Source organism: Nocardia harenae NBRC 108248 (assembly GCF_001612885.1).
Taxonomy (GTDB): Bacteria; Actinomycetota; Actinomycetes; order Mycobacteriales; family Mycobacteriaceae; genus Nocardia; species Nocardia harenae.
This window is the reverse complement of sequence record NZ_BDBH01000014.1, coordinates 41,442-63,452: the sequence shown is the minus strand read 5'-3', so window position 1 is coordinate 63,452 and position 22,011 is coordinate 41,442. Positions and strand designations below refer to the sequence as shown.

Genomic DNA, 22,011 nt, shown 5'->3' with positions numbered 1-22,011 from the left:
GGCGGCGAAAACTACCAGTGCAGCTGCACCGGGTCGCCGATCCCGGCGTTCTCGTAGAACCAGGCGGCGTCGTCCGGGGCCAGGTTCACGCAGCCGTGGCTCACGTTCGCCGACCCCTGCGACTCCACCGACCACGGCGCCGAGTGCACGAAGACCCCGCCCCAGGTGAGCCGCTCCGCGTACTCGCCCTGGATGAGGTAGCCCTCCGGCGAGCTGAGCGGAATGCCGATGGTGCGCGAGTCGAAGGTCACCCGGCGGAACTTCTCCAGGATCGGGAAGGTGCCCGCCGGGGTCTCCCAGCCCGGCTTGCCGTACGAGGCGGGCATGGTGCGCACCGGGACGCCGCCGATGCTCACTGTGAAGGTGTGCGCCGAGATGTCACCGACCGCGCTGAACCCGGCATTGGTCTCGAACTCGGTGCGCCAGCCCGCCGCGAACACCTGCACCTTCGTGCGGGCGGGCAGGTACGCCTCGGGCAGCCAGGTCATCTCGGTGGCGCTGTTCCAGGTCACGTGGCCGGGCACCGCTTCCGGCGCGCGCACGGTCAGCGCCCGCTCGGCCGCCGCCCGGTCGGTCACCGGCGCCTCGTAGCGCACCGTGACCGGGGGATAGATCCCGACCGTTCGCCCGTCCGACGGGGTGATCGCGACGACCGCGGGGATATCCGGAGCGGCCGCGATACCGCCGAACGCGGCGCCGACGCCGGACACCGCCAGCGCGACCACCGCGGCGAGCAGGAAAAGAGGCCGACACGCGCTCCTCATGACAACCACCTTCGAACCGGGTGTGGTAAGTAGGTAGTAAGCCTAGGCCGTCATGATCATCGCGGTCCAGCCGAGCGCGCGCCCTGCTACCGGGGTAACCCGGTTGAGACACGGTCGGTTTCAGCCGCGAACCGCGCGTACGACCTCCGTGTGCAGGGCATCCGCCCGCGCGGTGATCTCCTCGATGCGGGCCAGCGCGGCGGCGAAGTCTGCCAGATCGTTATCCGCGACAGCGCCGCGCAGCGACACCAGGTTGATCTCGATGTTCAGCCGCGAGCTCGTGGCGGCGGCCCTGGCGGCGTCCGCGGCGGCGCCGATATCGGTGACCACGTTCGGATTGCCGATGGGGAGCAGGTCGGCCGCGAGCGCGAGCACCTCGTCGGCCGCGTCCACCACATCGGCGGGCACCCTGGCCGCGCCGATCAGCGCGTCGGTGATCGCTCGCTGCCTGGTCTCGGACTCCTTCGGCAGCTTGTAGGCGGCGCCCACCGCGGTGAAGGCGGCGGCATCGGCGTCGGCGAGCGCCAGCGCGCGCTCCCGCGCGGCGTCCGCGGCGGCGATGACCCGGTCGACCTCCGGGCGGTGCTCGGCATCCTTGGCCCTGGTGGTGTAGCGCGCGACCATGGCGACCAGCGCCGCGCCCTGCGCCGCGTGCAGCGCCGCCACCGCGCCGCCGCCGGGCGCGGGCACCTTGGCGCCCAGCTGCTCCAGGTACGCGCCGACGGTGAGGGCGCCGAAGCCGGCTTCGGTTGCTGCCTGCGGGCTCGGCGCGGATGACTGCGACACGGACGGCACCTTTCGTGGTCGGGAGCTGGCCGCTACACGCTATCCGGCCGCGCCGGCCGCACCGGTGCTCGGCCCGGCCGTAGCCGGGGATATGTTGACCCCATGCGGATCGGATTGGGGATCAACTACTCGGGTGGCTTCAAGGAGGTGGCCGCCGAGGTGGCCGACCTCGAGCGCGCCGGGCTGGACATCGTGTTCGTACCCGAGGCGTACTCCTTCGACGCGGTGAGCGCGCTCGGCTTCCTGGCCGCCCGCACCGAGCGGGTGCAGCTCGCCTCCGGCATCCTGCAGCTCTACACCCGCACCCCCAGCCTCACCGCCATGACCGCGGCCGGGCTCGACTTCGTCTCCGACGGCCGCTTCGTGCTCGGCCTCGGCGCCTCCGGCCCCCAGGTCATCGAGGGTTTCCACGGCGTGCCCTACGACGCGCCGATCGGGCGCACCAGGGAAACCATCGAGATCTGCCGCACGGTGTGGCGCCGCGAGCGGCTGGAGTACGACGGGAAGTACTACCGCATCCCGCTGCCCGCGGGCGAGGGCACCGGCTTCGGCAAGCCGCTCAAGCTCGTCAACCACCCCGTGCGCGAGCGCATCCCGGTGCTGCTCGCCGCGCTCGGTCCGAAGAACGTCGAGCTCGCCGCCGAGCTCGCCGAGGGCTGGCAGCCCGCCTTCTTCCTGCCGGAGCGGGCCAAGGACGTCTGGGGCGAGGCGCTCGACGCCGGCCGCGCCAAGCGCGACCCCGCGCTCGGCGACCTCGAGGTCTACGCGGGCCCCCCGCTCGCCATCGGCGAGAACGTGACCCCGCTGCTGGAGTTCGTGAAACCGCACCTCGCGCTCTACATCGGCGGCATGGGCGCGCGCGCCAAGAACTTCTACCACACTCTCGCCACCCGCTACGGCTACGGCGCCGCGGCCGACCGCATCCAGGAGCTGTACCTGGCGGGGAAGAAGGAGGAGGCGACCAGGGCCGTCCCCGACGACCTGGTGCGCGACGTCTCCCTGATCGGCCCCGCCGGTTTCGTGAAGGAGCGCGTCGCCGCCTTCCGCGAGGCGGGCGCCACCGTGCTCAATGTCGTCCCGCTCGCGGGCACCACGGCCGAGCGCGTGCAGCTCATCGAACAGCTCCGCGACATCGTCTGAACGCGGATCGGCCCCGCCCGTCGCCGGGCGGGGCCGATGCCGTTCGCCCTCAGCCGCGCCCGGCCACCGCCTCGTCCAGCGTGGCGTACAGCTCGAACACCTGATCCAGGCTCGTCATCTTGAGCTGCCTGCTGGTCGCCGGCCCGTCCGCCACCACCGCGATGGCCGTCGACTCCCCGGCCCGCTGATGCGCGGCCACCAGCGTCGCCATTCCCGCCGAGGCCAGGAAGCTGACCGCGGTCAGGTCGATGATCAGCGACGCGGGCCGCTCGCCGAGAATCGCGTCGATCGCGTTCTCCAGCGCGGGCGCCGTCGCCAGATCCACCTCGCCCGCCACCGACAGCACCGTCGCGCCCGCGCGCGCGGAGACCGTGGTGGTCATCGTGTCCGTCAGGGGGTACGCGTCTCCCGATGTGTTGGTCACGATCCCACGACACACTTTGCGGCGGAGATATGCAACCCGACGGTGTTCATACGGCGACACATTACACGGTCCCCGGTGCCGATTCGGCCGGTGAGACGCCGTATCGGCGCTCCGCGGCAGGCGTCACGCCGGGGTGCCGAGCGGGGGATGATCCAGGACGCGGGGCTTGTACTCGACCAGTTGGATGCCGCGGTCGAAGGTGCGGTGCTCGATCATCTCGAGGGCGACATCGGGGTAGCCGTCGTAGATCCGCTCCGCCCCGGTGGCGCCGGTGATGACGGGGAACATCACGACCCGGAATCGGTCGACGAGCCCGGCCCGCAGCAGGGACCGGGACAGGCTCAGGCTGCCGATCGTGGTGAGCAGCCCCGAACCGCTCGCCTTCATGGCGCGGACCGCCTCGACGGCGTCGTCCCGGACGAGCGTGCAGTTGGCCCAGGTCAGAGGTTGTTCGAGGGAGGAGGAGAAGACGACCTTCGGCGCCGCGGTGAGCCCGTCGACGGACTCCTGCTCCTCCGGCCGGAACTCGTCCTGGCCATCGGGGACGGCGCCGCCGGCGAAGCCCGACATCAGGCGGTAGGTGTTGGCGCCCATCAGGTGGGTGGCCTGCGGCTGGGCGCCGAGCCAGGCGAGGTACTCCGGCCCCTCCAGGCCCCAGAACCCGGGCCATCCCGCTCCCGATGCGTAACCGTCGAGCGAGGTGATGAAGTCGACGAGAAGCTCCGGCATGGCGATCTCCTTTTCTGTGGTGTCCTGAGCTTCGACCGCCCGGGAGCGGGGAATTCATCGCTCCGGTGCGGGAATCCCGTGCGCGCTGCCACGCCGGATCGCCGCATGCGTCCTCGGCTCAGACGGCGTGCAGGCGCCTGCTGCGGCTGTTCCGCGAGGGGTTCGCCACCGCGAGGTAGGCGCGCAGGATGCCGCGGATCTCGTGCTTGTTGCGGGCATTGAGGTCGAGGAGCAACTCCGGGGTGTCGCGACCGAACACCTCCGCGAGGCGGCGGTCGTGCCCGTAGGCGATACCGCGCAACCACAGCGCCTGCGCGAGCACGAAGCTGACCGGGAACAGCACGATGAGCCCGAGGACGACCAGCCATTTCGGGTCGGCGACGACCAGGCCCGCCGCACCGGCGGCGACGGTGACCACCCCGGCCGCGATCAGCGGCGTGCGCTTCCCGCGCCGGAACAGCTCCGCGATCACCAGCGCGCTCGCCAGCCCGGCCTCCTGCTCGGCCGGGGTGAGCTCGCCGAAGGCGGGGCCGACCACGAGCACCGTCCGCTCGGGCTGGGGCAGTGCGCGCACGCCCTCGGCCACCCAGGCCGCAACCGGTCCCTCCTGGAGCTGCGGCGGCGCTGTGCCCAGCCGGGTCGCCAGCTCGCGGGCTCGGGCGTCGATGTCATCCGATGTCACCGCCACATCATCCACGGGGTGGTGGCGCCGCTCAACCGACCTGCTCGCGCCGCACCGCTCGCTGTACTGTCCGCCGGTGAGCACCCACCGATCGGTCCGCGCCGCCACGCCCGCCGACGCCGAGGCCATGGCGGCACTGCGCGCGGCGGTAGCGGCGGAGGGCCGCTGGATCGGCGCCGAGCCGCCGGTGGACGAGGTCGCGGCGGCCGCGACGATCCGGGCGGCCATCGCGGAGGGCAGGGGCGTCTTCGTCGCCGAGGTGGACGGCGTCCTCGCGGGCACGGCCGTGACGTACTTCGACACCACCGGCGTCACCACCTTCGGCATGCAGGTCGCCGCGGGCCATCGCGGGCAGGGCATCGGCACCGCACTGCTCGACGCGGTCGTCGCATGGGCTCGCGAGCGCGGAGCGCACAAGGTGACCCTGCAGGTGTGGCCGCACAACGAACCGGCGATCGCGCTCTACCGGCGCGCCGGATTCGAGGTCGAGGGCAGGCTGCGCCGCCACTACCGCCGCCGCAGCGGCGAGCTCTGGGACGCCGTTCTCATGGGCCTGCACCTCCCGAAGCCGCGGGGGTGACCCAGAGCGGGCGGCGGCACCGCTTCGCGGGCGCCGCCGAAGATCTTTTACGATTTCACATCAATCAAGCGACCGATCGGCAACAGGGGGAGCGGGCCGCGCATGGCATCGGCTGCGTGGCTACCATTCGGAAACATTCTGTGGTCGTGGGTTCGCGCCGACGGGTGAGCGAATAATGGGCTATTCCGCAGCCATCGCTTCGCCATGAACTTCGAGAACCACTGTGGCACAATGCTTCATGTGTCCCGGTATTGCAAAGTGAGCTCTGCATTACCGGTGACTCCCCAGGTCGGCGCGTTCGAGTGTGAAACGAGCGCGGCGCCGGAGGCCCGAATCGATGGGGAAGGGGCCGACGTGGGCCCGGCTCGTCGAGCGTGGTCCGGGGAATTTACTGCTACACGTCCGCGACTCTTCGTGATGCGCGCGGGCGGGCCCGGGGGGAGGGTGCGTGGTCCCGCGAATTCCGGCGGGAGAACCACCTTTCGCTCCTTCGGTGCGCTGATGCGGCACCGGTCGGCATCGTCGAGCCGGAAGGCGGCGGCGATGGCCTGAACGTCACCCCGGCGGTGGGGCCGGGGGTCGGAAAAGGTAGGAGCAGTGCAATGGTCGAGCAGGGGTCCAATGAGCGTGAATCGCTGGCCGATTTCCTCCGGCACGGAAGCCGGGAGTTCCATCGGCGGTTACAGGAGATTCTGAGTAATCCGGACTATCTGGTCACGGAGAAGCAGAGCCAGGAGCAGCGGCGCGAGAACGCGTACGCCCAGCTGCGGTACCTGGTGAAGGAGATCGGCAGCACCAGGGCGGTGGCGACCGAGTTGCCCGAGCTGTTCGCGGTGTTCGATTGGGCGGCGGTGCTGGCGACCGATCTGATCCCGCTGATCTCGGGGCACTACAACCTGGCCTCGGGCAGCCTGGCCACGTTGACCGATGCCGAGGCGGCGGAGCCGTACCTGCACGATCTCGACGATGCCTCGGCCATCGGCGTCATGCTGCTGACCGAGTACGGCTGCGGCTCGAACATCGGGTTCATGCAGACCACCGCCACCTGGGACGGCGACGGGTTCGTCATCGACACGCCGAACCCGCGGGCGCGGAAGTTCATGCCGAGCGTTGGCATTCCGGTTTCCCGGGTCTGCGTGGTCGGCGCGCGGTTCATCGACGGGGCCGGCGTCGACCAGGGCGTGCACCTGTTCACCGCGCGGCTCAGGGACGCGAGCGGCGAGGCGGCGCCGGGCGTCACGATCACCCAGCTGGACCACCAGCCCCTGGTGATCATGGACAACTCGGTGATCAGCTTCGACGGCCTCCGGGTCGACAAGAGCGCCTGGCTGAGCAACGACCTCGCCACGATCGACGACGAGGGCGTGCTCACCTGGCGGGACGAGACCAGCCGGAAGCGCGGCTTCCCCTCCGCCATCAGCCAGCTGACGGTGGGCAGGCTGGCGCTCTCGTCCTGCCTGAACGCCTCGGCCCGCTCGGCGCTCTACATCGCGCTGACCTACGCGGGCAAGCGGCCGGTGCCGCTCACCCCGCTGGACACCCCGCTGATGATCGATATCCCGCACGTGCGGGACACGCTGCTCACCGATCTGGCAGGCACCGTGGTCCGGACCATCTACGGCAACGCGGTCAAGACCTCGCTCGCCGGCAGCGATCTCACGCACCGGGACACCGTCGTCTCGGTCATGCTGGCCAAGCCGTTCATCCAGCTGCACGCGCTGGAGACGGTGACGCACGCGCGGATCAAGATGGGCGCGCAGGGCATGTTCAGCGCCAACCGGGTCGCCGACTACCTCGGCGTCTGCCACGCGGCCATCACCGGCGAGGGCGACTGCGCGGTGCTCGGCTCGGTGGCTGGGCGGGTGCTGGCCAGGCAGCTGGCCGGGAAGACGCCGCCGGACCCGGTGCGCTACGACCCGGCGGACGCCGCCGACCGGGAGCGGGCGCTGAACGCCAGGACCCTGACCATCGTGCAGGAGGCGCAGGAGCACCTGGCCACCCCGGCGCTGGCCGATCGGCTCGCGGTCATCCCGCAGGCGCTCGAGCTCGCCGAGGCGTACTGCGCGGAGGAGGCGCTCGGGCTGCTGCACGGGCACGCCGCGCACCCGGAGATCGTGGCGGTGCGGGACGTCTTCGCGCTGGACTACCTGGACCGGCACGCCGCCTGGTACCTCACCCGCGGGCTGCTGGACGGCGCCGGCGCGGCGGCGGTCAAGCGCGAGCTGGCCAGGGCCGTCGACGAACTCGCCGGCCACCTGCCCGCGCTGCTCGACGCCTTCGGCTTCGACGACGCGATCCTCGGTGCTCCGGTACTCTCCGATGATCTGCCCGCCGCCTGGGAGGGCCGCATCAACGATCCGAACCGGGGATGATTCCCCCGGCCCGGGTGCCGTAGGGCGCCCGGGCGGGGCGCTCCCGGGTGCGACACCCGTGGCGCCGGACGGATACGGTCCAGCCCGCCGGGGGATTCCGCGTACCGTCGCGGCATCCCCCGGTGCGGCCGCCGTTTACAGTGTGCTGCGCAAAAATCAACGCGCACTGAGAGTCTGGGCTATGCCGTGCACAGGATCGCGGCGCCGAACGGCGCCGCCGGTGCTACCCTGTCGCAACCCGAGATCGAGGAGATTACGTGCATCCGCATCACCCGCTCCAGGGTGCTACCGCTACCACCATCAGCCCCAAGCGGTCGATCGAGTCCATCGGCCCCCGGATCCCGATCTACACCCAGGAATTCGCGTCCGACCCCCATGAGGCGTATCGCGAGATGCGCAGAAACAATTATGGACCACTGGTGCCGGTCGAGATGTGGCCCGGCGTGCCCGCCACCCTGGTGATCAAGTATAGCACCGCGGTGCGTATTCTCGGTGACGCACACCATTTTCCGGCCGACCCCAGCGTCTGGCAGAAGACCGCGCCACAGGACATCCCGATCATGCCGATGATCGAGTACCGGCCGAACGCCATCCGCACCAGCGGCGCCGAGCACGCCCGCTACCGCGATGCCATCAACGTCGCGCTGGCCGGGATCGACCTGAACTCGCTGCGCTCGATCGTGGAGACCTCGGCGGTCCCGATCATCAACACCTTCTGCAAGGAGGGCAGCGCCGACCTGCTGAACCAGTACGCGCTGCCGCTGGTCTTCTCGGTGCTGTGCCAGATGCTCGGCTGCCCGCCGGAGATCGGTGAGCAGGTGGCGAGCGCCAGCGCCGCCATGTTCGACGGCGTCGACACCGAGACGGTCAACGCCATCATGGGCAATGCGCTGCTGGATCTGACCGCGCTCAAGCGCGCGCACCCCGGCGACGACATCACCACCCGGCTGCTGCAGCACCCCGCCGCGCTCACCGACGAGGAGATGGTGCACCAGCTGGTGCTGTTCTTCGCCGCCGGCGTGGAGCCGCCGGTGAACCTGATCGCCAACACCCTGCTGCTCATGCTCACCGACCCCCGGTTCACCAGTGCCGACGGCCGGGTTCCGCTCTCCACCAGGGCCGCGCTCGAGGAGCGGCTGGCCACCGACCCGCCGATGGCGAACTACTGCATCACCTACCCGCGCCAGCCGATCCAGGTCGAGGGGGTGTGGCTGCAGGCCAACGAGCCGGTGATCATCAGCATGGCGGCCTGCAACACCGACCCGGAGATGAACACCGGCGAGTTCGAGGGCAACGGCTGGAACCTGGCCTTCAGCAGCGGCGACCACGCGTGCCCCGCGCAGGCGCGGCCGTACGGGCTGCTGCTCGCCCAGGACGTCATCGACCAGCTGCTGGACACGCTGCCGGAGGTGGAGCTCGCGGTGCCGCCGAACGAGCTGGTCTGGCGGCCGGGCCCGTTCCATCGCGCGCTGGGCGCGCTGCCGGTGGTCTTCCCGCCCTCGCATCCGCTGCCGGTGCTCTAGCAGCGCCTACGGTGGAGGTCGTGACTACCGAGCTGACCGCCCGCGTCGCCGAGCTGATGACGCGGGCCCGCGACGACCTGGCCGAGCTCGTGGCGCACCGGTCGGTGCACCTCGAGCCGGGCAGCCGGGCGGCGTGCCGGGCCGCCGCCGAGTGGACCGCGAAGGCCTGCGCCGAGCTCGGCTTCGAGGTCGAGGTGATCGAGACCTCGGACGGCAGCCCGGCCGTGGTCGGGTACCGCCCCGGCGCCACCCCCGACGCCCGCACGGTGCTGCTCTACAGCCACCACGACGTGCAGCCCGCCGGGCCGGTGGAGCAGTGGAGCTCGCCGCCGTTCGAGCTCACCGCGCGGGCCGGGCGCTGGTACGGCCGCGGCGCGGCCGATTGCAAGGGCAACCTGGTCGCGCACCTGACGGCGCTGCGCGCGGCCGGGCCGACCGGGTGCGCGGTGCGCGTGGTCGTGGAGGGGTCGGAGGAGGCGGGCGGCGCCGGGCTCGACGATCTCGCGCGGCGGCGCCCCGAGCTCTTCGACGCCGACATGATCGTCATCGGCGACACCGGCAATGTCGCCGCGGGCACCCCGACGCTCACCACCGGCCTGCGCGGGGTGGTGAACGCGAAGGTCACCGTGCGGGCGCTCGGCTCGGCGGTGCACTCCGGGCAGTTCGGCGGCGCCGCACCGGACGCCATGGCCGCGCTGCTGCACGGGCTGGCCTCGCTGCGCGACGCCGCGGGCGACACCGTCATCGACGGCGTCCCCACCGGCCAGCGCTGGACCGGCGCGCCCTACCCGCCCGAGGTGTTCCGCGCCGACGCCACCGCGCTGCCCGGCACCGAGCTGCTCGGCACCGGCACCCCCGCCGACATGGTGTGGGCGCGGCCCGCGGTCACCGTCATCGGCATCGACGCCCCCGGCACCGCCGACGCCGTGGCCGCGATCGTCCCGGCGGCGGCCGCGCTGCTGAACCTGCGGGTGCCGCCCGGGATGGACCCGCGCGCCACCTACGACGCGCTCGCCGCCCACCTGCGCGCACACATCCCCTGGGGCGTCGAGGTGGAGGTGGCGGCGCAGGCGATCGGGGCGCCGTTCGCCGCCGCCACCGACGGCCCCGGCTACGCCGCGCTCACCGCGGCGCTGCGCACCGCCTACGGCGCCGAGGTGGTGCACTCCGGGCAGGGCGGCTCGATCCCGCTCTGCACGGTGCTGGCCGAGGTGGTGCCGCGCGCCGAGATCGCGCTGCTCGGCGTGGAGGAGCCGCTGTGCCGGATCCACGCGGTGGACGAGAGCGTCGATCCGGAGGAACTGCGGCGCACGGCGCTCGCCGAGGCGCTGTTCCTGACCGGCTTCGCCTGAGCGCGAAGCGGTCCGGGATTCGTGGGAGAATTTCGCCCATGCCCACGCAGGCTTTCACCAAGCAGAGCTTCGAGCGGACGGTGTCCGGCGGGGGAATCGTCCTCGTCGACTACTGGGCGTCCTGGTGCGGCTGGTGCACCCGGTTCGCGCCGGTCTTCGAGGAGTCGTCGAACCTGCACCGGGATATCGTGCACGCCACCGTCGACACCGAGGCGGAGTCCGGGCTGGCCGCGGCCGCGAAGGTGACCGGGCTGCCGACGCTGCACGCGTACCGGGAGGGGCTGCTGGTGTACGCGAACGCGGGGTTCCACACCGCCGCCCAGCTCGAGGACGTGGTGCAGCAGGTCATGTGGCTGGACATGGACGCCGTCCGGCGCCAAAAGGGGGTGGCCGCACCGGATCGCTCGGTCGCGACCCCCGCCGCGCCGTTCGAGGCGACCAGGCTCGCCGGGCTCGCCGCGGGGCCGACCCCCTACGGCTGGCCCGGGCTGCGCGCCAGGTAGCGCGCGGGTGAGCGTCCTGGCGTCGCTACGCCGGGCAGCCTACTGCTCGGCGCGGGAGCCGGGGCCGCGGCGGCTGAACGCCTCGCGCAGAGCAACTCGCCGGGATCGCCTTCGCGGCCGCCTGGCTTTCCGCGGCCGGGCGGAGCAGGGTGGAGGGTGCTCGACTCCGCGTGAAAGGATCCACCGTGTCCGGCCGAATCGAATCCCGCTCCTTCCTCGCCCGCCTCGCGGTCGCAGGCGCCTGCGCCGCGGCCCCGCTCCTCGCCCTCGCCCTCGCCCTCGCCGCGCCCGCGGCCGCCGCCGATCAGCCGGTCGCGGCCGGCGCCCCCTTCGACTGCCACGCCTGGGACGGCCCGACGCTGCCGGGGGAGCGGTGCTACCCGCACGAGCCGCGGCACCGGCCGCAGGAGCCGCCGCGGCACGAGCCGGACCGGCCGACTCCGAGCGACTACTTCGGCCCCGGCTGGTTCGGCAGCAGCTAGGCCCGATCCCATCGAGCGCTCCGCGGCCGGCCGCGCTCGCCGCGCCGGACCGCATCGTGACTCCGTTCGGCATGCGCGCCACCGCCGCGGCGGCCAGGTCGGAGGTGCGCGCGGTAACGATGCCGGGCGGTGATCCGACGCACTCGGCGACACCCGTCGCATCGTCGTTCGGAGGGAGCTCGGTATGAAACGTCCCATTCTCGCCACCCTGGTCGCCACCGCGGGCATCGCGTGTGCCGGAGCATTGGCGGCGCCAGCGGCATCGGCCTACCCGGTCGGCCCGTGGAATATCGAGGGGCCGTGCGCGGGAAAGGCGCCGCAGGAGTGCCCGATGAGCCCGTCCGCGGACGGCCTCACCTGGGGCTGGCACGGCGACGCCTGGAACTACGACAAGACCGGCGCCTTCGTCTGCATGTCCTCCAGCTTCTGGTGCGGGCCGCTCATGGGCGTGGTGCGCGCGCTGCCGCCGACCCCCATCGGCGCCTGGCTGCACCCCTCCTGATCAGCAATTCCGCGGGTATTCCGCGCAGCGGGTGCCGAACCGGTGTGGGTTCGCATCGCCGGAGAATTCTGCCCGGCGTGGTCGTGGCATCGTTTGTCGGTCCCGCTGGGTAGGTTCTGGGGCGTGGAAGCCGGGGAACGTATCCGAGAACTCGCTGATCGCATCGTGGCACTGCGCGATGCCTACTATCAGGGCTCGCCGCTGGTCGCCGATGCCGAGTACGACGTCGTCGAGGACGAACTGCGGGCCCTGCTCGCCGAGCACCCGCAGCTGACGCCGGAGCCGAACCCGCTGGAGCAGGTCGGGGCGCCCGCGGTGCTGCACGCCCCGGTGCGGCATTCGCGGCCCATGCTCTCGCTGGAGAAGGCGACCAAGCCGGAGCAGGTAGCGGCGTTCTTCGACCGGTTCCCCGGGCAGCCGGTGGCGGTGATGCCCAAGCTGGACGGGCTCTCGCTGACGCTGGTGTACGAGGACGGCGCCCTGCTGCGCGCGGTGACCCGGGGTGACGGGACCACCGGAGACGATGTGACGCCGCTGGTCAAGGCGCTGGTGGACGGGGTGCCGGAGGTGATCGGGGTGCCGGGGCGGGTGGAGGTGCGCGGCGAGGCGGTCATGCTGCGCTCGACATTCCTGGCCTACAACACCGCGCACCCGGACAAGCCGCTGATCAACCCGCGCAATGCCGCGGCGGGCACGCTGCGGGCCAAGGACCCGGCCACGGTGGCCGAGCGCCGGTTGCAGTTCTTCGGGTTCGACCTCGACACCTCCGACGGCGGTGCCGCCTCGGACCTGGGTGAGGGGCTGGCCGCGATCGGGGTGGCGGGCGCGGCCATGCAGGTCTGCGCGGATGCTTCCACAGCGCAGCAGGCGATCACCGCGATCGAGCGGGGCCGCAACGACCTCGACTACGACCTCGACGGCGCGGTGCTGCGGCTGGCCGACCGCAGCGCCTACGCCGCGGCCGGAACCCGGTCGAACTCCCCGCGCGGGGCCCTGGCGTTCAAGTTCGCCGCCGAGGAGAAGACGACGCTGCTCAACGCGGTGATCTGGGATGTCGGCAAGACCGGCAAGATCGTCCCGGTGGCGTGGCTGGAGCCGGTCTTCGTGGGCGGGACCACGGTCACCAGGGCGACGCTGGCCAATCAGGAGGTCATCCGGGCCCGGGATATCAAGGTCGGCGACACCGTGCTCGTGCGGCGCGCCGGAGACGTCATCCCCTTCGTGGCCGGGGTGCTGGACGCATCCAAGCGCACCGGCGAGGAAAAGGACATCGAGGTCCCCACCGCCTGTCCCTCGTGCGAGCAGCCGGTGCTCGAGCAGGGCAACAGCCGGGAACTGTTCTGCACCAATGCCGCCTGCCCGGCCCAGACCGTGCGCCGGTTGATCCACTGGGCCTCGCGCGCCGCGGCCGACATCGACGCCATCGGGCAGAAGTGGATCGAGCGCCTGGCCGAGGCGGGAATCCTGGAGCACCCGTCCGACTTCTACACCCTGACCAGGGAGCGGCTGCTCGAATTCGACCGCGTCGGTGAGGTCTCCGCGACCCGGATGATCGAGTCGATCGACCGCAGCAGGCAGGTCGGGCTGCGGCGCGCGCTGATCGGGCTGGCCATCCCCATGGCCTCCGACGGCACCGCCGCCCGGCTGGCCCGCTCCGGTTTCGGCTCGCTGGAGGAGGTCGCCGACGCCGGCGAGGAGCGCCTGGTCGCGGTGGAGGACATCGGCCCCAAGGTCGCCGCCTCGCTGGTCGAGCACCTCACCCGGCTGCGCCCGGAACTCCAGCGGCTCCGCGAGCGCGGGGTGAATCTCGATGTGCGGCAGGAGGATCTGCCCCCGGTGGTCGCCGCGGGCGCGCCGCTGGAGGGCAAGACCGTCGTCATCACCGGCGCCATCGCCGATCCCCGCTCGGGCGAGAAGGTGGCCCGCCCGACCTTCCAGCGGCTCTGCGAGCGGGCCGGGGCCACCGCCGCCTCCTCGGTCTCGGCCAGCACCGACATGCTGATCACCGGCGCCGGCGTCGGCGACAGCAAGCTGGCCAAGGCCGAGAAGCTCGGCGTCGAGGTGGTCGATCAGGGCGTGATCTGGGAACTGCTGATCGCCGCCAAGGTGGTCTGATCAGCTCGGCCACGGCGCCGCCCGACGTTGCCGCCGCCGAGCACGATCAGGTTCTCCGCGTTGCGGCGCTCCGGATGCCCCGCGGCGACCCGGGTGCGCGCCCGCCCGCTCCGGCGGTAGGTTCGGCACAGCCCGCGTCGGGCGGAACCGGAGGAGACCCGTTGTGCTGCACCTGCGCATCATCAGCCCGCCCGGCTCGACCCCCGACGTGCTGGCGACGCTCCGGGCCGACGCGGGCGTGACCCACCTGTCGCTGCTGCCCGGCGCCGCGCTGGCCCCCGAGGGCGATCTGGTGCAGGCCGACGTGGCCCGCGAGGCGGCCAATACCGTGCTCGCCGAGCTGGAGCGGCTCGGGCTGGCCGAGACCGGCGCCATCACCCTGGAGCCGATCGAGACGGTGCTCTCCGCGGCCGCCGAGCGCGCGGCGGAGGCGGCGCCCGGGGAGCCGGCCGACGCGGTGGTGTGGGAGGAGCTGCTGGCCCGCACGCACGAGGAATCCACGCTGAGCGCCTCGTTCGTCGCCTTCCTCACCATCGCCTGCCTGCTGGCCGCGGTCGGGGTGGCGACCGACTCGGCGGTCACCATCGTCGGCGCCATGGTGGTCGGCCCCGAGTTCGGCCCGCTCGCCGCCTTCGCGGTGGGCGTGGTGCGCCGGGACCGGGCGCTGGTGCGGCGCTCGGCGCTGGCGCTGGCGGCCGGTTTCCCGGCGGCCATGGCGATCACGCTGGCGGCGACGCTGTGCTGGGAGCAGTTCGGCTGGATCACGCTGACCGGGTTCGAGGCGGCGCGCAACGTCGACTTCATCTACCGGGTGGGGCCGTTCTCGCTGGTGGTCGCGGTGCTGGCGGGCGCGGCGGGGATGCTGGCGCTCTGCACCGCGAAGTCGGCGGCGCTGGTCGGGGTGTTCATCTCGGTGACGACGGTGCCCGCGGCCGGGTTCGCGGTGGTCGCGAGCACGATCGGCGAGTGGCACGTGGCGATCATGTCGATCGGGCAGCTGGCGGTGAACCTGGCGGGCATCGTGGTGGCCGGGGTCCTGGTGCTCTACCTGGGGCCGCACGAGGGTGGCGGGCGCTGGCGGCTCTCCCGGCTCGTGCGCCGCCTGCGCTGAATCACCGCTGGTACATGTCCGGGATGCCGTCGTGGTCGGCGTCGCGCCGCTCGCGCTCGGCGATCCGCTGGCGGCGCGGTCAGAGTTCGGTCGCCGCTCCCTTGGAGAGCGCCCGCCCGAGCGCGAGCGCGGTGGTGCGGACGGCGGGCGCGAGCAGCTCCGGCGCGAAGCTCGCGGTCGGCACCGAGACCGAGAGCGCCGCGACCGGGCTCCCGCCCTGCAGTACCGGCGCGGCCAGGCAGCAGCAGCCGAGCGCGGACTCCTCGCGCTCGACCGCGACACCGGTGCGCCGCACCGCCTCCAGCTCCCTGCTCAGCCGCTTCGGGTCGGTGATCGAGTTGCCGGTGTAGCTGCGCAGCGGCGCGGCCAGCGCGGCGGCCCGCACCTCCGGCTGCTCCGGCGCCAGCAGCGCCTTCCCGACCGCCGTGCAGGTGAGCGGCAACCGGCCGCCGATCTGCGAGGGCAGCGGCAGCGCGGCGTGGCCGTGGATCTTCTCCACGTACACCGCGTCCAGCCCGTCCCGGATGGCCAGGTGCACGGTCTGCCCGGTCACCGCGTACAGATCCTGCATGAAGGGCAGCGCCGCCGAGCGCAGCCGATACTTGAGCCCGACCCGCTCGCCCAGCTCGAAGAGCCCGAGCCCCAGCTCGAAGCCGCCGCCGGTGCGGGCCACCCAGCCCAGCTCCACCAGCCCGGTCAGCACCCGGTGTGTGGTCGAGCGGGGCAGCCCGGTGCGCGCCGCGACCTCGGCCAGCGAGAGCGCGGTTCCGCCGGGGAAGGCGTCGAGTACGAGCGCGGAGCGCTGTAGCAGCGACAGGTTGTCCCGTTTCATGGGACAGATCCTATTCACGGCCGGCGGGCGGGCCTACCGTTCGAACCATGACAACGGTGGAACCCCAGACGATCGAGGCGGCCGCCGCGCGGCTCGCCGCGGCCGCCGCGACCGGCATTCCCTGCGCCCCCATCCGCGATCTCATCGCCCCGGACGACCTGGCCTCGGCCTACGCCATCCAGCAGCGCAACCTCGCCGCGCTGCTGGCAGGCGGCCGCACCGTGGTCGGCCGCAAGATCGGGCTGACCTCGCCTGCGGTGCAGCGCCAGCTCGGCGTCGAGCAGCCCGACTTCGGCGTGCTGCTCGACGACTTCGACTGCACCGGCGATCCCGCCGTCGACATCAACCGGCTGCTGCAGCCGCGGATCGAGGCCGAGATCGCCTTCACCCTGGCCGCCGACATCACCGGGCCGATCACCGCCGCCGATGCGCCCGGCTACGTGCGGACCGTGCACGCCGCGCTGGAGATCGTGGACAGCCGGGTCGCGAACTGGGACATCGCCTTCGCCGACACCGTCGCCGACAACGCCTCCTCCGGGCTCTACGTGCTCGGCGACTCGCTCCCCGTCGCCGACGCCCCCGACCTGGACCAGGTCACCATGGTGCTCACCTCCGGCGGCGAGCGGATCTCCGCGGGCCGCGGCACCGACTGCCTCGGCAGCCCGTGGGCGGCGCTGGCCTGGCTGGCGAACACCGCCCGCGAGTTCGGCGCCCCGCTGCGCGCGGGCGAGATCGTGCTCTCCGGCGCGCTCGGCCCGCTGGCCCCGGTCGAGCCGGGCGCCACCTACACCGCCGAGCTCACCGGAATCGGCAGTGTCACCGCAGTTTTCACCGCTCGGGAAGGCAGGAAAGCATGAGCCGGATCAAAGCCGCGGTCATCGGGTCGGGCAATATCGGCACCGACCTGATGATCAAACTCCTCCGGGTCGCCGAGCACGTCGAGATCGCCGTGCTGGTGGGCATCGATCCGGCGTCCGACGGCCTGGCCCGCGCCCGCAGGCTCGGCGTCGCCACCGTCGACAACGGCGTCGACGGGTTGATCGCGCACCCGCTCTTCGACGAGATCCAGATCGTCTTCGACTCCACCTCGGCCAAGGCGCACCTGGCCAATGTCGAGGCGCTGCGCCCGCACGGCAAGCGGATCATCGACCTCACCCCCGCCGCGGTCGGCCCGTTCGTGGTGCCGACGGTGAACCTGGACGAGCACATCGGCGAGCCGATCGTGAACATGGTGACCTGCGGCGGCCAGGCCACCATCCCGATCGTGGCGGCGGTGGCCGCGGTGACCGAGGTGCACTACGCCGAGATCGTGGCCTCCATCGCCTCCAGGTCGGCCGGGCCGGGCACCCGCGCCAATATCGACGAGTTCACCGAGACCACCTCCGAGGCCATCGTGAAGGTGGGCGGCGCCGCGCACGGCAAGGCCATCATCGTGCTCAACCCCGCCGAGCCGCCGCTCATCATGCGCGACACCGTGCTCACCCTGGTGAACGACCCGGACCAGGAGGCGATCCGGGAGTCCGTGCGCGACACCGTCGCCGCCGTCGCGAAGTACGTGCCGGGCTACCGGCTCAAGCAGGAGGTGCAGTTCACCAAGCTGGACGACGCCGAGCCGGTCACCACCCTCACCGGCGGCGTGGACAGGGGGCCGGGGCTGTGGAAGGTCGCGGTCTTCCTCGAGGTCGAGGGCGCCGCGCACTACCTCCCCGCCTACGCGGGCAACCTCGACATCATGACCTCCGCCGCCCTGCAGGTCGCGGAGCAGATCGCCGAAACCGTGCTCGCGGAGGCAGTTCGATGACCGAGACCACCCGTCCCAGCGCCACCGACGGCGCCGCGCTCTACATCCAGGATGTCACGCTGCGCGACGGCATGCACGCCATGCGGCACCGGATCAGCCCGGAGAACGTCGCCCGCGTCGCCGCCGCGCTGGACGCGGCGGGCGTCGACGCCATCGAGGTCACGCACGGCGACGGCCTGGCCGGGCACAGCCTCACCTACGGCCCCGGCAGCAATACCGACTGGGAGTGGATCGAGGCCGCCGCCGCGGTGGTGCACCGCGCCAGGCTGACCACCCTGCTGCTGCCCGGCGTCGGCACCGTGGTGGAGCTGAAGCGCGCCTTCGCGATGGGCGTCACCTCGGTGCGGGTCGCCACGCACTGCACCGAGGCCGATGTCGCCGCCCAGCACATCGGCACCGCCCGCGAGCTCGGCATGGACGTCAGCGGGTTCCTCATGATGTCGCACCTGGCCGAGCCGGCCGCGCTGGCGCAGCAGGCCAAGCTCATGGAGTCCTACGGCGCGCACTGCGTGTACGTCACCGACTCCGGCGGGCGGCTCACCATGAACGGAGTCCGCGACCGGGTGCGCGCCTACCGCGACATCCTCGACCCCGGCACCCAGATCGGCATCCACGCGCACCAGAACCTCTCGCTCTCGGTGGCGAACTCGGTGGTCGCGGTCGAGGAGGGCGTCATCCGGGTGGACGCCTCACTGGCCGGGCACGGCGCGGGGGCGGGCAACTGCCCGATCGAGCCCTTCGTCGCGGTCGCCGACCACTCCGGCTGGAAGCACGGCTGCGACCTGTTCGCGCTGCAGGACGCCGCCGACGACATCGTGCGCCCGCTGCAGGACCGCCCGGTCCAGGTCGACCGGGAGACGCTGACGCTCGGCTACGCCGGGGTCTACTCCAGCTTCCTGCGGCACGCCGAGGCCGCCGCGAAGCAGTACGGCCTCGATACCCGCCAGATCCTGCTCGCCGTCGGCGAGCGGCGCCTGGTCGGCGGGCAGGAGGACTTGATCACCGATATCGCGCTGGACCTTCTTGCCAATGAAAATCAGCGTCGATAGTTTAGGCGGGCTCGTCTCGCCGCTGAGTTTCCGGCTGGACGATTTCGAGGCGCCGTGCCCCCGGGCGTCCGGCACCCGCGCCGCTCAGCGCGGCGGGAAGGCTTCCGCCGGAGTGCGGCCCGCGGCGGTGAGCACCCGCTCGGCGAGGTGCAGGCAGTCCACCGGCGTGCGGGTGTCGACCAGGACGGTCGGGGTGAGCGCGAGGGGCGCGGCGTGCGCGGCCCAGCTGTCCCAGTGCTCGGCGAGCCGCCGTTCGTCCTGGTAGAAAGCGGGACGGCGGCGGGTGGCGGCACGGTGGCGCGCCGTCTCGGCGGGCACGTCGCACCAGACCTCGACGGCCCGGGCGGCCGCGCAGCGGTCCAGCCCGGCGCGGGCGACGTGCAGGTCGCGCGGGCGGAACCACCACGAGTCGACCACGACGGCCCCGGGTACGGCCCTGGCCAGCGCCCACACCGCGTCCATCGCGACCCCGCCGAGCGCGGCGACCCCGGCGGCGTCATCGACGCAGTCGGCCAGCGCCTCCTGCACGACGTCGGTGGCGAGGAACTGCGCGCCGAGCGCCGCGGCCAGCGGCCGCCCGACAGTCGACTTCCCCGACCCGGGAAGGCCGTTCACCAGCACCAACAGCTCCGTCATACGGTCATCATGCCCCCGGCGCACCCTGATGCCGGGGAGGCGGCGCGGAGTTGTCGCTACCGGACGCCGGGAACGGGAACAGGGCGTCCCGGTTACGGCAGGCGATTGCCGGGGCGAATTCCGGGAATTCGATCACGACGCGCGGCCGGACGCATCGAGGAGGTACCGCAGTGACCGTCGACCGGCTCGACGAGGAGACGACGCGGACGGCGACCGGGCGGTACGCGCTCCGCAGTGCCGTCGCCCTGCCCGCGGTCGCGGCGGCGGGAGCGGGCTTCGCGGTGCTCACCACGCTGGTCGGCGCCCGGTGGGAGCCGCTGCTCGCGGCCGACCGGAGCGTGAGCGACGCCGTGGTGGCGCGGGTGGCCGAGCACCGGATCCTGTACGACGTGCTCAGCACCGTCACCGACCTGGGCGCCACCGTCACGCTGGTGACCGTGCTCGCCGTCGGCGTGCTCTGGCTGCTGCTGCGCGGGCAGCCGCGGCTCGCCGCCTTCGCCGCGGTCACCGGTGCGGGCGGGCTGATCCTCAACCCGGTGGTGAAGGCGCTGGTCGGCCGGGTGCGGCCGGTGGTGGAGACGCCGGTCTACCGCACCGACGGCTGGAGCTTCCCCAGTGGCCACGCCATGAGCACGACGGTCTGCCTCGGGGTGCTGCTGCTGGTCTTCGCCCCCGCGCTCGCCCCGCCCGCCCGCCGCGCCTCGACCGCGCTGGTGCTGACCGCGGTGGTGGCGGTGGGGCTGACCAGGATCGGGCTCGGCGTGCACTACCTGACCGACGTGCTCGCGGGCTGGCTGCTCGGCGTGCTGTGGCTGACCGCCGCCGCGCTCGCCTTCCACCGCTGGCGGGTGGAGTCCGGCGAGCGGGACCCCGGCAGGCTCCCCGGCGACGTCCCGCCCGGCGACGCCGACGACCTGCGCCCGGTCCCGGCCCACCACGCCCCGACGCTGCCGCACCCGTGGCGCGGGGCAGGCGAGCTCGCGGTGGCCTGGGTGCTGCTGCTCGGCCCGCTGATCGGGCTCGGGCTGCTGGTGCGCGCGCTCGGCGCGGACAGCACCGGCGAGCACGGCGTCGTCGCGCTGCTGGCCGAGAATCGGACGCGGCCCGTCACCACCGTGCTCGACGTCTTCGGTGCGGTGGGCAATACGCTCGCGATCATCGCGGTGGCGCTGGTCGCCGCGGTGCTCGCGGTCGCCGTCGCCCGCAGCTGGCGGCCCGCGCTGTTCCTCACGGTCGCGCTGCTCGGCGAGATCACGCTCTTCCTCACCACCGCCGCGGTGGTCGACCGCCCGCGCCCCGAGGTCGAGCACCTGAACCCGGACCTGCCGCCCACCGCGAGCTTCCCCTCCGGCCACGTCGCCGCCGCGCTCACCCTCTACGGCGGGATCGCGCTGCTGGTCTGGGCCTCGACCCGGGCGCGCCGCTACCGCCTGCTCGGCGGGGCGCTGCTGCTGATCCCGCTGCTGGTCGCCGCGCAGCGGCTCTACGCGGGCGCGCACCACCCCGCCGACCTCCTCGGCTCGGTGCTGCTGGCCACGGTGTGGCTCGGCGTCGCGTGGTGGGTGGTCCGGCCGGTCTCCGCTACGCCCGCACCGGTTCAGCGGCCGCCGCGACGACCGCCTCGTCGACCGCGCGGGTGACGCAGGGGGAGAGCGGTTCCCGGCGCCAGAAGTAGTCGTCCAGCCCTTTGGCGAACCAGGAGGCGGAGAAGATCATCACCCCGGCGACCTCGACCACCCAGGTCGGGCCGAAGCCGCCGGGCAGTTCGTCGATTCCGGCGATCGCGGTGAACGCGAAGAACAGGATGGCGACGATGATGAGCGCCCCGCACCCCAGGTGGAACTTCCACCCGATCCGGTTGTCGATCGCCGCGAAGATCCCCTCCAGCCGCCGCCACTGCGGCCGCGCCCGCACCTCCGCGGGCCGGAGCATGGGATAGCGCCAGTCCCGGTAGGCGGTGTAGAGGCAGATGGCGGTGAAGGCGAGGAACGCGGCGGCGGCGCACCCGTTGTGCCACCCGGCCACCACGTCCTCGCCGAACCGCTGCTGCAGCGGGGTGAGCGCCGCTTCGCCGACCCCGCTGCCGCACTCGCCGGGCGGGACCGGTCCGGGCCGCGCGGTCGGCAGCGTCGCCACCCCGATGATGGCCAACCCGGCGACCAGGCTGAACACATTCCCCGGCGTCGCCCTGGTGATCTTGTAGGCGGCGAGCAGGAACCCGACGATGCCGAGCCCGATCACGAAGATGTCCCGCGCCCCCGAGTGGTAGTAGGCGCTCAGCGACCCGCGCACCCGCACGCAGCTCTGACCGAGGAAGACGTAGTCGACCCCGATCAGCGCCAGCGGCAGCAGGACCCCGACCAGCCCGGCCACGAACCGGATGATCACCAGCGACCGGACCGATTTCCCCTGCTCGAACGCGGCGGCGTCGTCCGGCGCCAGCTCCCCGGGGGCGACCACCTCCGTGCCGCCCGTCGGAACCCGCACCGTCACCGGCGTACTCATGGCAGACCTCCCCTTTCGCTCCCGAGCCCCCGCTCCGGATAGGGGCGAATCGTAGCCGCGGCGAACCCCCGGCGAGCCGGATTCGCCTGCGCCACGCGGACATGTCGGCCGGACGGCGGACAC

General features: G+C 72.6%; 22 protein-coding genes. 14 read left to right on the top strand and 8 right to left on the bottom strand.

Annotated elements, in window-relative coordinates; genetic code table 11:
* Positions 1-11: 11 nt before the first annotated feature.
* Positions 12-764: a L,D-transpeptidase gene (locus tag NH2_RS25245; protein WP_067659464.1), complete on the bottom strand. Its 753-nt coding sequence runs from the start codon at positions 762-764 to the stop codon at positions 12-14.
* A 120-nt stretch (positions 765-884) separates the two neighbouring features.
* Positions 885-1,550: a cyclodeaminase/cyclohydrolase family protein gene (locus tag NH2_RS25240; protein WP_084505873.1), complete on the bottom strand. Its 666-nt coding sequence runs from the start codon at positions 1,548-1,550 to the stop codon at positions 885-887.
* On the opposite strand from NH2_RS25240, the gene NH2_RS25235 reads away from it, so the two are divergent.
* Positions 1,542-2,690 (top strand): LLM class F420-dependent oxidoreductase, encoded by a 1,149-nt coding sequence (locus NH2_RS25235; protein WP_281202065.1) that lies wholly within the window; start codon positions 1,542-1,544, stop codon positions 2,688-2,690. The two genes, NH2_RS25240 and NH2_RS25235, sit on opposite strands and share 9 nt — an antisense overlap.
* A 49-nt stretch (positions 2,691-2,739) precedes the next feature.
* Here the strand turns inward: NH2_RS25235 and NH2_RS25230 are convergent, their stop codons facing one another.
* The 3 genes from NH2_RS25230 to NH2_RS29330 all read right to left on the bottom strand — a co-directional run bounded on the left by NH2_RS25230 (position 2,740) and on the right by NH2_RS29330 (position 4,525).
* Positions 2,740-3,072 (bottom strand): STAS domain-containing protein, encoded by a 333-nt coding sequence (locus NH2_RS25230; RefSeq protein WP_067659458.1) that lies wholly within the window; start codon positions 3,070-3,072, stop codon positions 2,740-2,742.
* Between the two features lie 165 nt (positions 3,073-3,237).
* Entirely contained in the window at positions 3,238-3,843 is a 606-nt protein-coding gene (locus NH2_RS25225) for a dihydrofolate reductase family protein (protein WP_067659455.1), read from the bottom strand.
* Positions 3,844-3,961: 118 nt separating this feature from the next.
* On the bottom strand, positions 3,962-4,525 hold the full coding sequence (locus tag NH2_RS29330; protein WP_169811534.1) for a hypothetical protein: 564 nt from the start codon (positions 4,523-4,525) through the stop codon (positions 3,962-3,964).
* On the opposite strand from NH2_RS29330, the gene NH2_RS29325 reads away from it, so the two are divergent.
* The 9 genes from NH2_RS29325 to NH2_RS25175 all read left to right on the top strand — a co-directional run bounded on the left by NH2_RS29325 (position 4,509) and on the right by NH2_RS25175 (position 15,065).
* Positions 4,509-5,105: a GNAT family N-acetyltransferase gene (locus NH2_RS29325; protein WP_084505871.1), complete on the top strand. Its 597-nt coding sequence runs from the start codon at positions 4,509-4,511 to the stop codon at positions 5,103-5,105. The two genes, NH2_RS29330 and NH2_RS29325, sit on opposite strands and share 17 nt — an antisense overlap.
* 602 nt (positions 5,106-5,707) lie before the next feature.
* The gene (locus NH2_RS25210; RefSeq protein ID WP_067659446.1) at positions 5,708-7,477 is read left to right on the top strand and encodes an acyl-CoA dehydrogenase; all 1,770 of its coding nucleotides are present in this window, start codon (positions 5,708-5,710) and stop codon (positions 7,475-7,477) included.
* A gap of 416 nt (positions 7,478-7,893) precedes the next feature.
* Positions 7,894-9,000 (top strand): cytochrome P450 family protein, encoded by a 1,107-nt coding sequence (locus NH2_RS25205; RefSeq protein ID WP_245650759.1) that lies wholly within the window; start codon positions 7,894-7,896, stop codon positions 8,998-9,000.
* Between the two features lie 11 nt (positions 9,001-9,011).
* Complete coding sequence (locus NH2_RS25200) at positions 9,012-10,352, top strand: dipeptidase (RefSeq protein ID WP_439951783.1); 1,341 nt, start codon at positions 9,012-9,014, stop codon at positions 10,350-10,352.
* Positions 10,353-10,390: 38 nt separating this feature from the next.
* The gene (locus NH2_RS25195) at positions 10,391-10,855 is read left to right on the top strand and encodes a thioredoxin family protein (RefSeq protein ID WP_067659440.1); all 465 of its coding nucleotides are present in this window, start codon (positions 10,391-10,393) and stop codon (positions 10,853-10,855) included.
* 185 nt (positions 10,856-11,040) lie between these two features.
* On the top strand, positions 11,041-11,337 hold the full coding sequence (locus tag NH2_RS25190; protein ID WP_067659437.1) for a hypothetical protein: 297 nt from the start codon (positions 11,041-11,043) through the stop codon (positions 11,335-11,337).
* 184 nt (positions 11,338-11,521) lie between these two features.
* Entirely contained in the window at positions 11,522-11,839 is a 318-nt protein-coding gene (locus NH2_RS25185) for a hypothetical protein (protein ID WP_067659434.1), read from the top strand.
* Between the two features lie 123 nt (positions 11,840-11,962).
* Entirely contained in the window at positions 11,963-13,954 is a 1,992-nt protein-coding gene (ligA, locus tag NH2_RS25180) for an NAD-dependent DNA ligase LigA (protein WP_067659431.1), read from the top strand.
* Between the two features lie 163 nt (positions 13,955-14,117).
* Positions 14,118-15,065 carry a DUF389 domain-containing protein gene (locus NH2_RS25175; protein WP_067659428.1) on the top strand — a complete coding sequence of 316 codons (948 nt, stop codon included), beginning with the start codon at positions 14,118-14,120 and terminating at the stop codon, positions 15,063-15,065.
* A gap of 79 nt (positions 15,066-15,144) precedes the next feature.
* Here the strand turns inward: NH2_RS25175 and NH2_RS25170 are convergent, their stop codons facing one another.
* The gene (locus NH2_RS25170) at positions 15,145-15,897 is read right to left on the bottom strand and encodes an IclR family transcriptional regulator (RefSeq protein WP_084505870.1); all 753 of its coding nucleotides are present in this window, start codon (positions 15,895-15,897) and stop codon (positions 15,145-15,147) included.
* 47 nt (positions 15,898-15,944) lie between these two features.
* Here NH2_RS25170 and NH2_RS25165 point away from each other — a divergent pair, with 47 nt between their 5' ends.
* The 3 genes from NH2_RS25165 to dmpG are packed head-to-tail and all read left to right on the top strand — an operon-like array spanning position 15,945 to position 18,747.
* A complete protein-coding gene (locus NH2_RS25165) occupies positions 15,945-16,754 on the top strand; it encodes a 2-keto-4-pentenoate hydratase (RefSeq protein WP_067659425.1) in 810 nt (269 codons plus the stop codon).
* Positions 16,751-17,698, top strand: a complete 948-nt coding sequence (locus NH2_RS25160; RefSeq protein ID WP_067659422.1) for an acetaldehyde dehydrogenase (acetylating) — start codon at positions 16,751-16,753, stop codon at positions 17,696-17,698. Before NH2_RS25165 ends, NH2_RS25160 begins: the two co-directional genes overlap by 4 nt.
* Positions 17,695-18,747 carry a 4-hydroxy-2-oxovalerate aldolase gene (gene dmpG, locus NH2_RS25155; protein ID WP_067659419.1) on the top strand — a complete coding sequence of 351 codons (1,053 nt, stop codon included), beginning with the start codon at positions 17,695-17,697 and terminating at the stop codon, positions 18,745-18,747. Before NH2_RS25160 ends, dmpG begins: the two co-directional genes overlap by 4 nt.
* Positions 18,748-18,831: 84 nt before the next feature.
* On the opposite strand, the gene NH2_RS25150 is transcribed toward dmpG, so the two are convergent.
* Complete coding sequence (locus NH2_RS25150) at positions 18,832-19,383, bottom strand: P-loop nucleotide/nucleoside kinase family protein (protein WP_067659417.1); 552 nt, start codon at positions 19,381-19,383, stop codon at positions 18,832-18,834.
* A 170-nt stretch (positions 19,384-19,553) separates the two neighbouring features.
* On the opposite strand from NH2_RS25150, the gene NH2_RS25145 reads away from it, so the two are divergent.
* Complete coding sequence (locus NH2_RS25145; protein ID WP_084505869.1) at positions 19,554-21,023, top strand: phosphatase PAP2 family protein; 1,470 nt, start codon at positions 19,554-19,556, stop codon at positions 21,021-21,023.
* On the opposite strand, the gene NH2_RS25140 is transcribed toward NH2_RS25145, so the two are convergent.
* Positions 20,965-21,888, bottom strand: a complete 924-nt coding sequence (locus tag NH2_RS25140) for a hypothetical protein (RefSeq protein ID WP_157103962.1) — start codon at positions 21,886-21,888, stop codon at positions 20,965-20,967. The genes NH2_RS25145 and NH2_RS25140 overlap by 59 nt on opposite strands.
* Positions 21,889-22,011: the final 123 nt, after the last annotated feature.

What these genes read in the sequence shown, in the direction of transcription:
- NH2_RS25210 (WP_067659446.1), top strand. Translation starts at nt 5,708, where the DNA reads ATGGTCGAGCAGGGGTCCAATGAGCGTGAATCGCTGGCCGATTTCCTC.
- NH2_RS25195 (WP_067659440.1), top strand. Translation starts at nt 10,391, where the DNA reads ATGCCCACGCAGGCTTTCACCAAGCAGAGCTTCGAGCGGACGGTGTCC.
- NH2_RS25230 (WP_067659458.1), bottom strand. Translation starts at nt 3,072, where the DNA reads ATGACCACCACGGTCTCCGCGCGCGCGGGCGCGACGGTGCTGTCGGTG.
- NH2_RS25150 (WP_067659417.1), bottom strand. Translation starts at nt 19,383, where the DNA reads ATGACGGAGCTGTTGGTGCTGGTGAACGGCCTTCCCGGGTCGGGGAAG.
- NH2_RS25140 (WP_157103962.1), bottom strand. Translation starts at nt 21,888, where the DNA reads ATGAGTACGCCGGTGACGGTGCGGGTTCCGACGGGCGGCACGGAGGTG.
- NH2_RS25185 (WP_067659434.1), top strand. Translation starts at nt 11,522, where the DNA reads ATGAAACGTCCCATTCTCGCCACCCTGGTCGCCACCGCGGGCATCGCG.
- NH2_RS29325 (WP_084505871.1), top strand. Translation starts at nt 4,509, where the DNA reads ATGTCATCCGATGTCACCGCCACATCATCCACGGGGTGGTGGCGCCGC.
- NH2_RS25170 (WP_084505870.1), bottom strand. Translation starts at nt 15,897, where the DNA reads ATGAAACGGGACAACCTGTCGCTGCTACAGCGCTCCGCGCTCGTACTC.
- NH2_RS25165 (WP_067659425.1), top strand. Translation starts at nt 15,945, where the DNA reads ATGACAACGGTGGAACCCCAGACGATCGAGGCGGCCGCCGCGCGGCTC.
- NH2_RS25160 (WP_067659422.1), top strand. Translation starts at nt 16,751, where the DNA reads ATGAGCCGGATCAAAGCCGCGGTCATCGGGTCGGGCAATATCGGCACC.
- NH2_RS25225 (WP_067659455.1), bottom strand. Translation starts at nt 3,843, where the DNA reads ATGCCGGAGCTTCTCGTCGACTTCATCACCTCGCTCGACGGTTACGCA.
- NH2_RS25245 (WP_067659464.1), bottom strand. Translation starts at nt 764, where the DNA reads ATGAGGAGCGCGTGTCGGCCTCTTTTCCTGCTCGCCGCGGTGGTCGCG.
- dmpG (WP_067659419.1), top strand. Translation starts at nt 17,695, where the DNA reads ATGACCGAGACCACCCGTCCCAGCGCCACCGACGGCGCCGCGCTCTAC.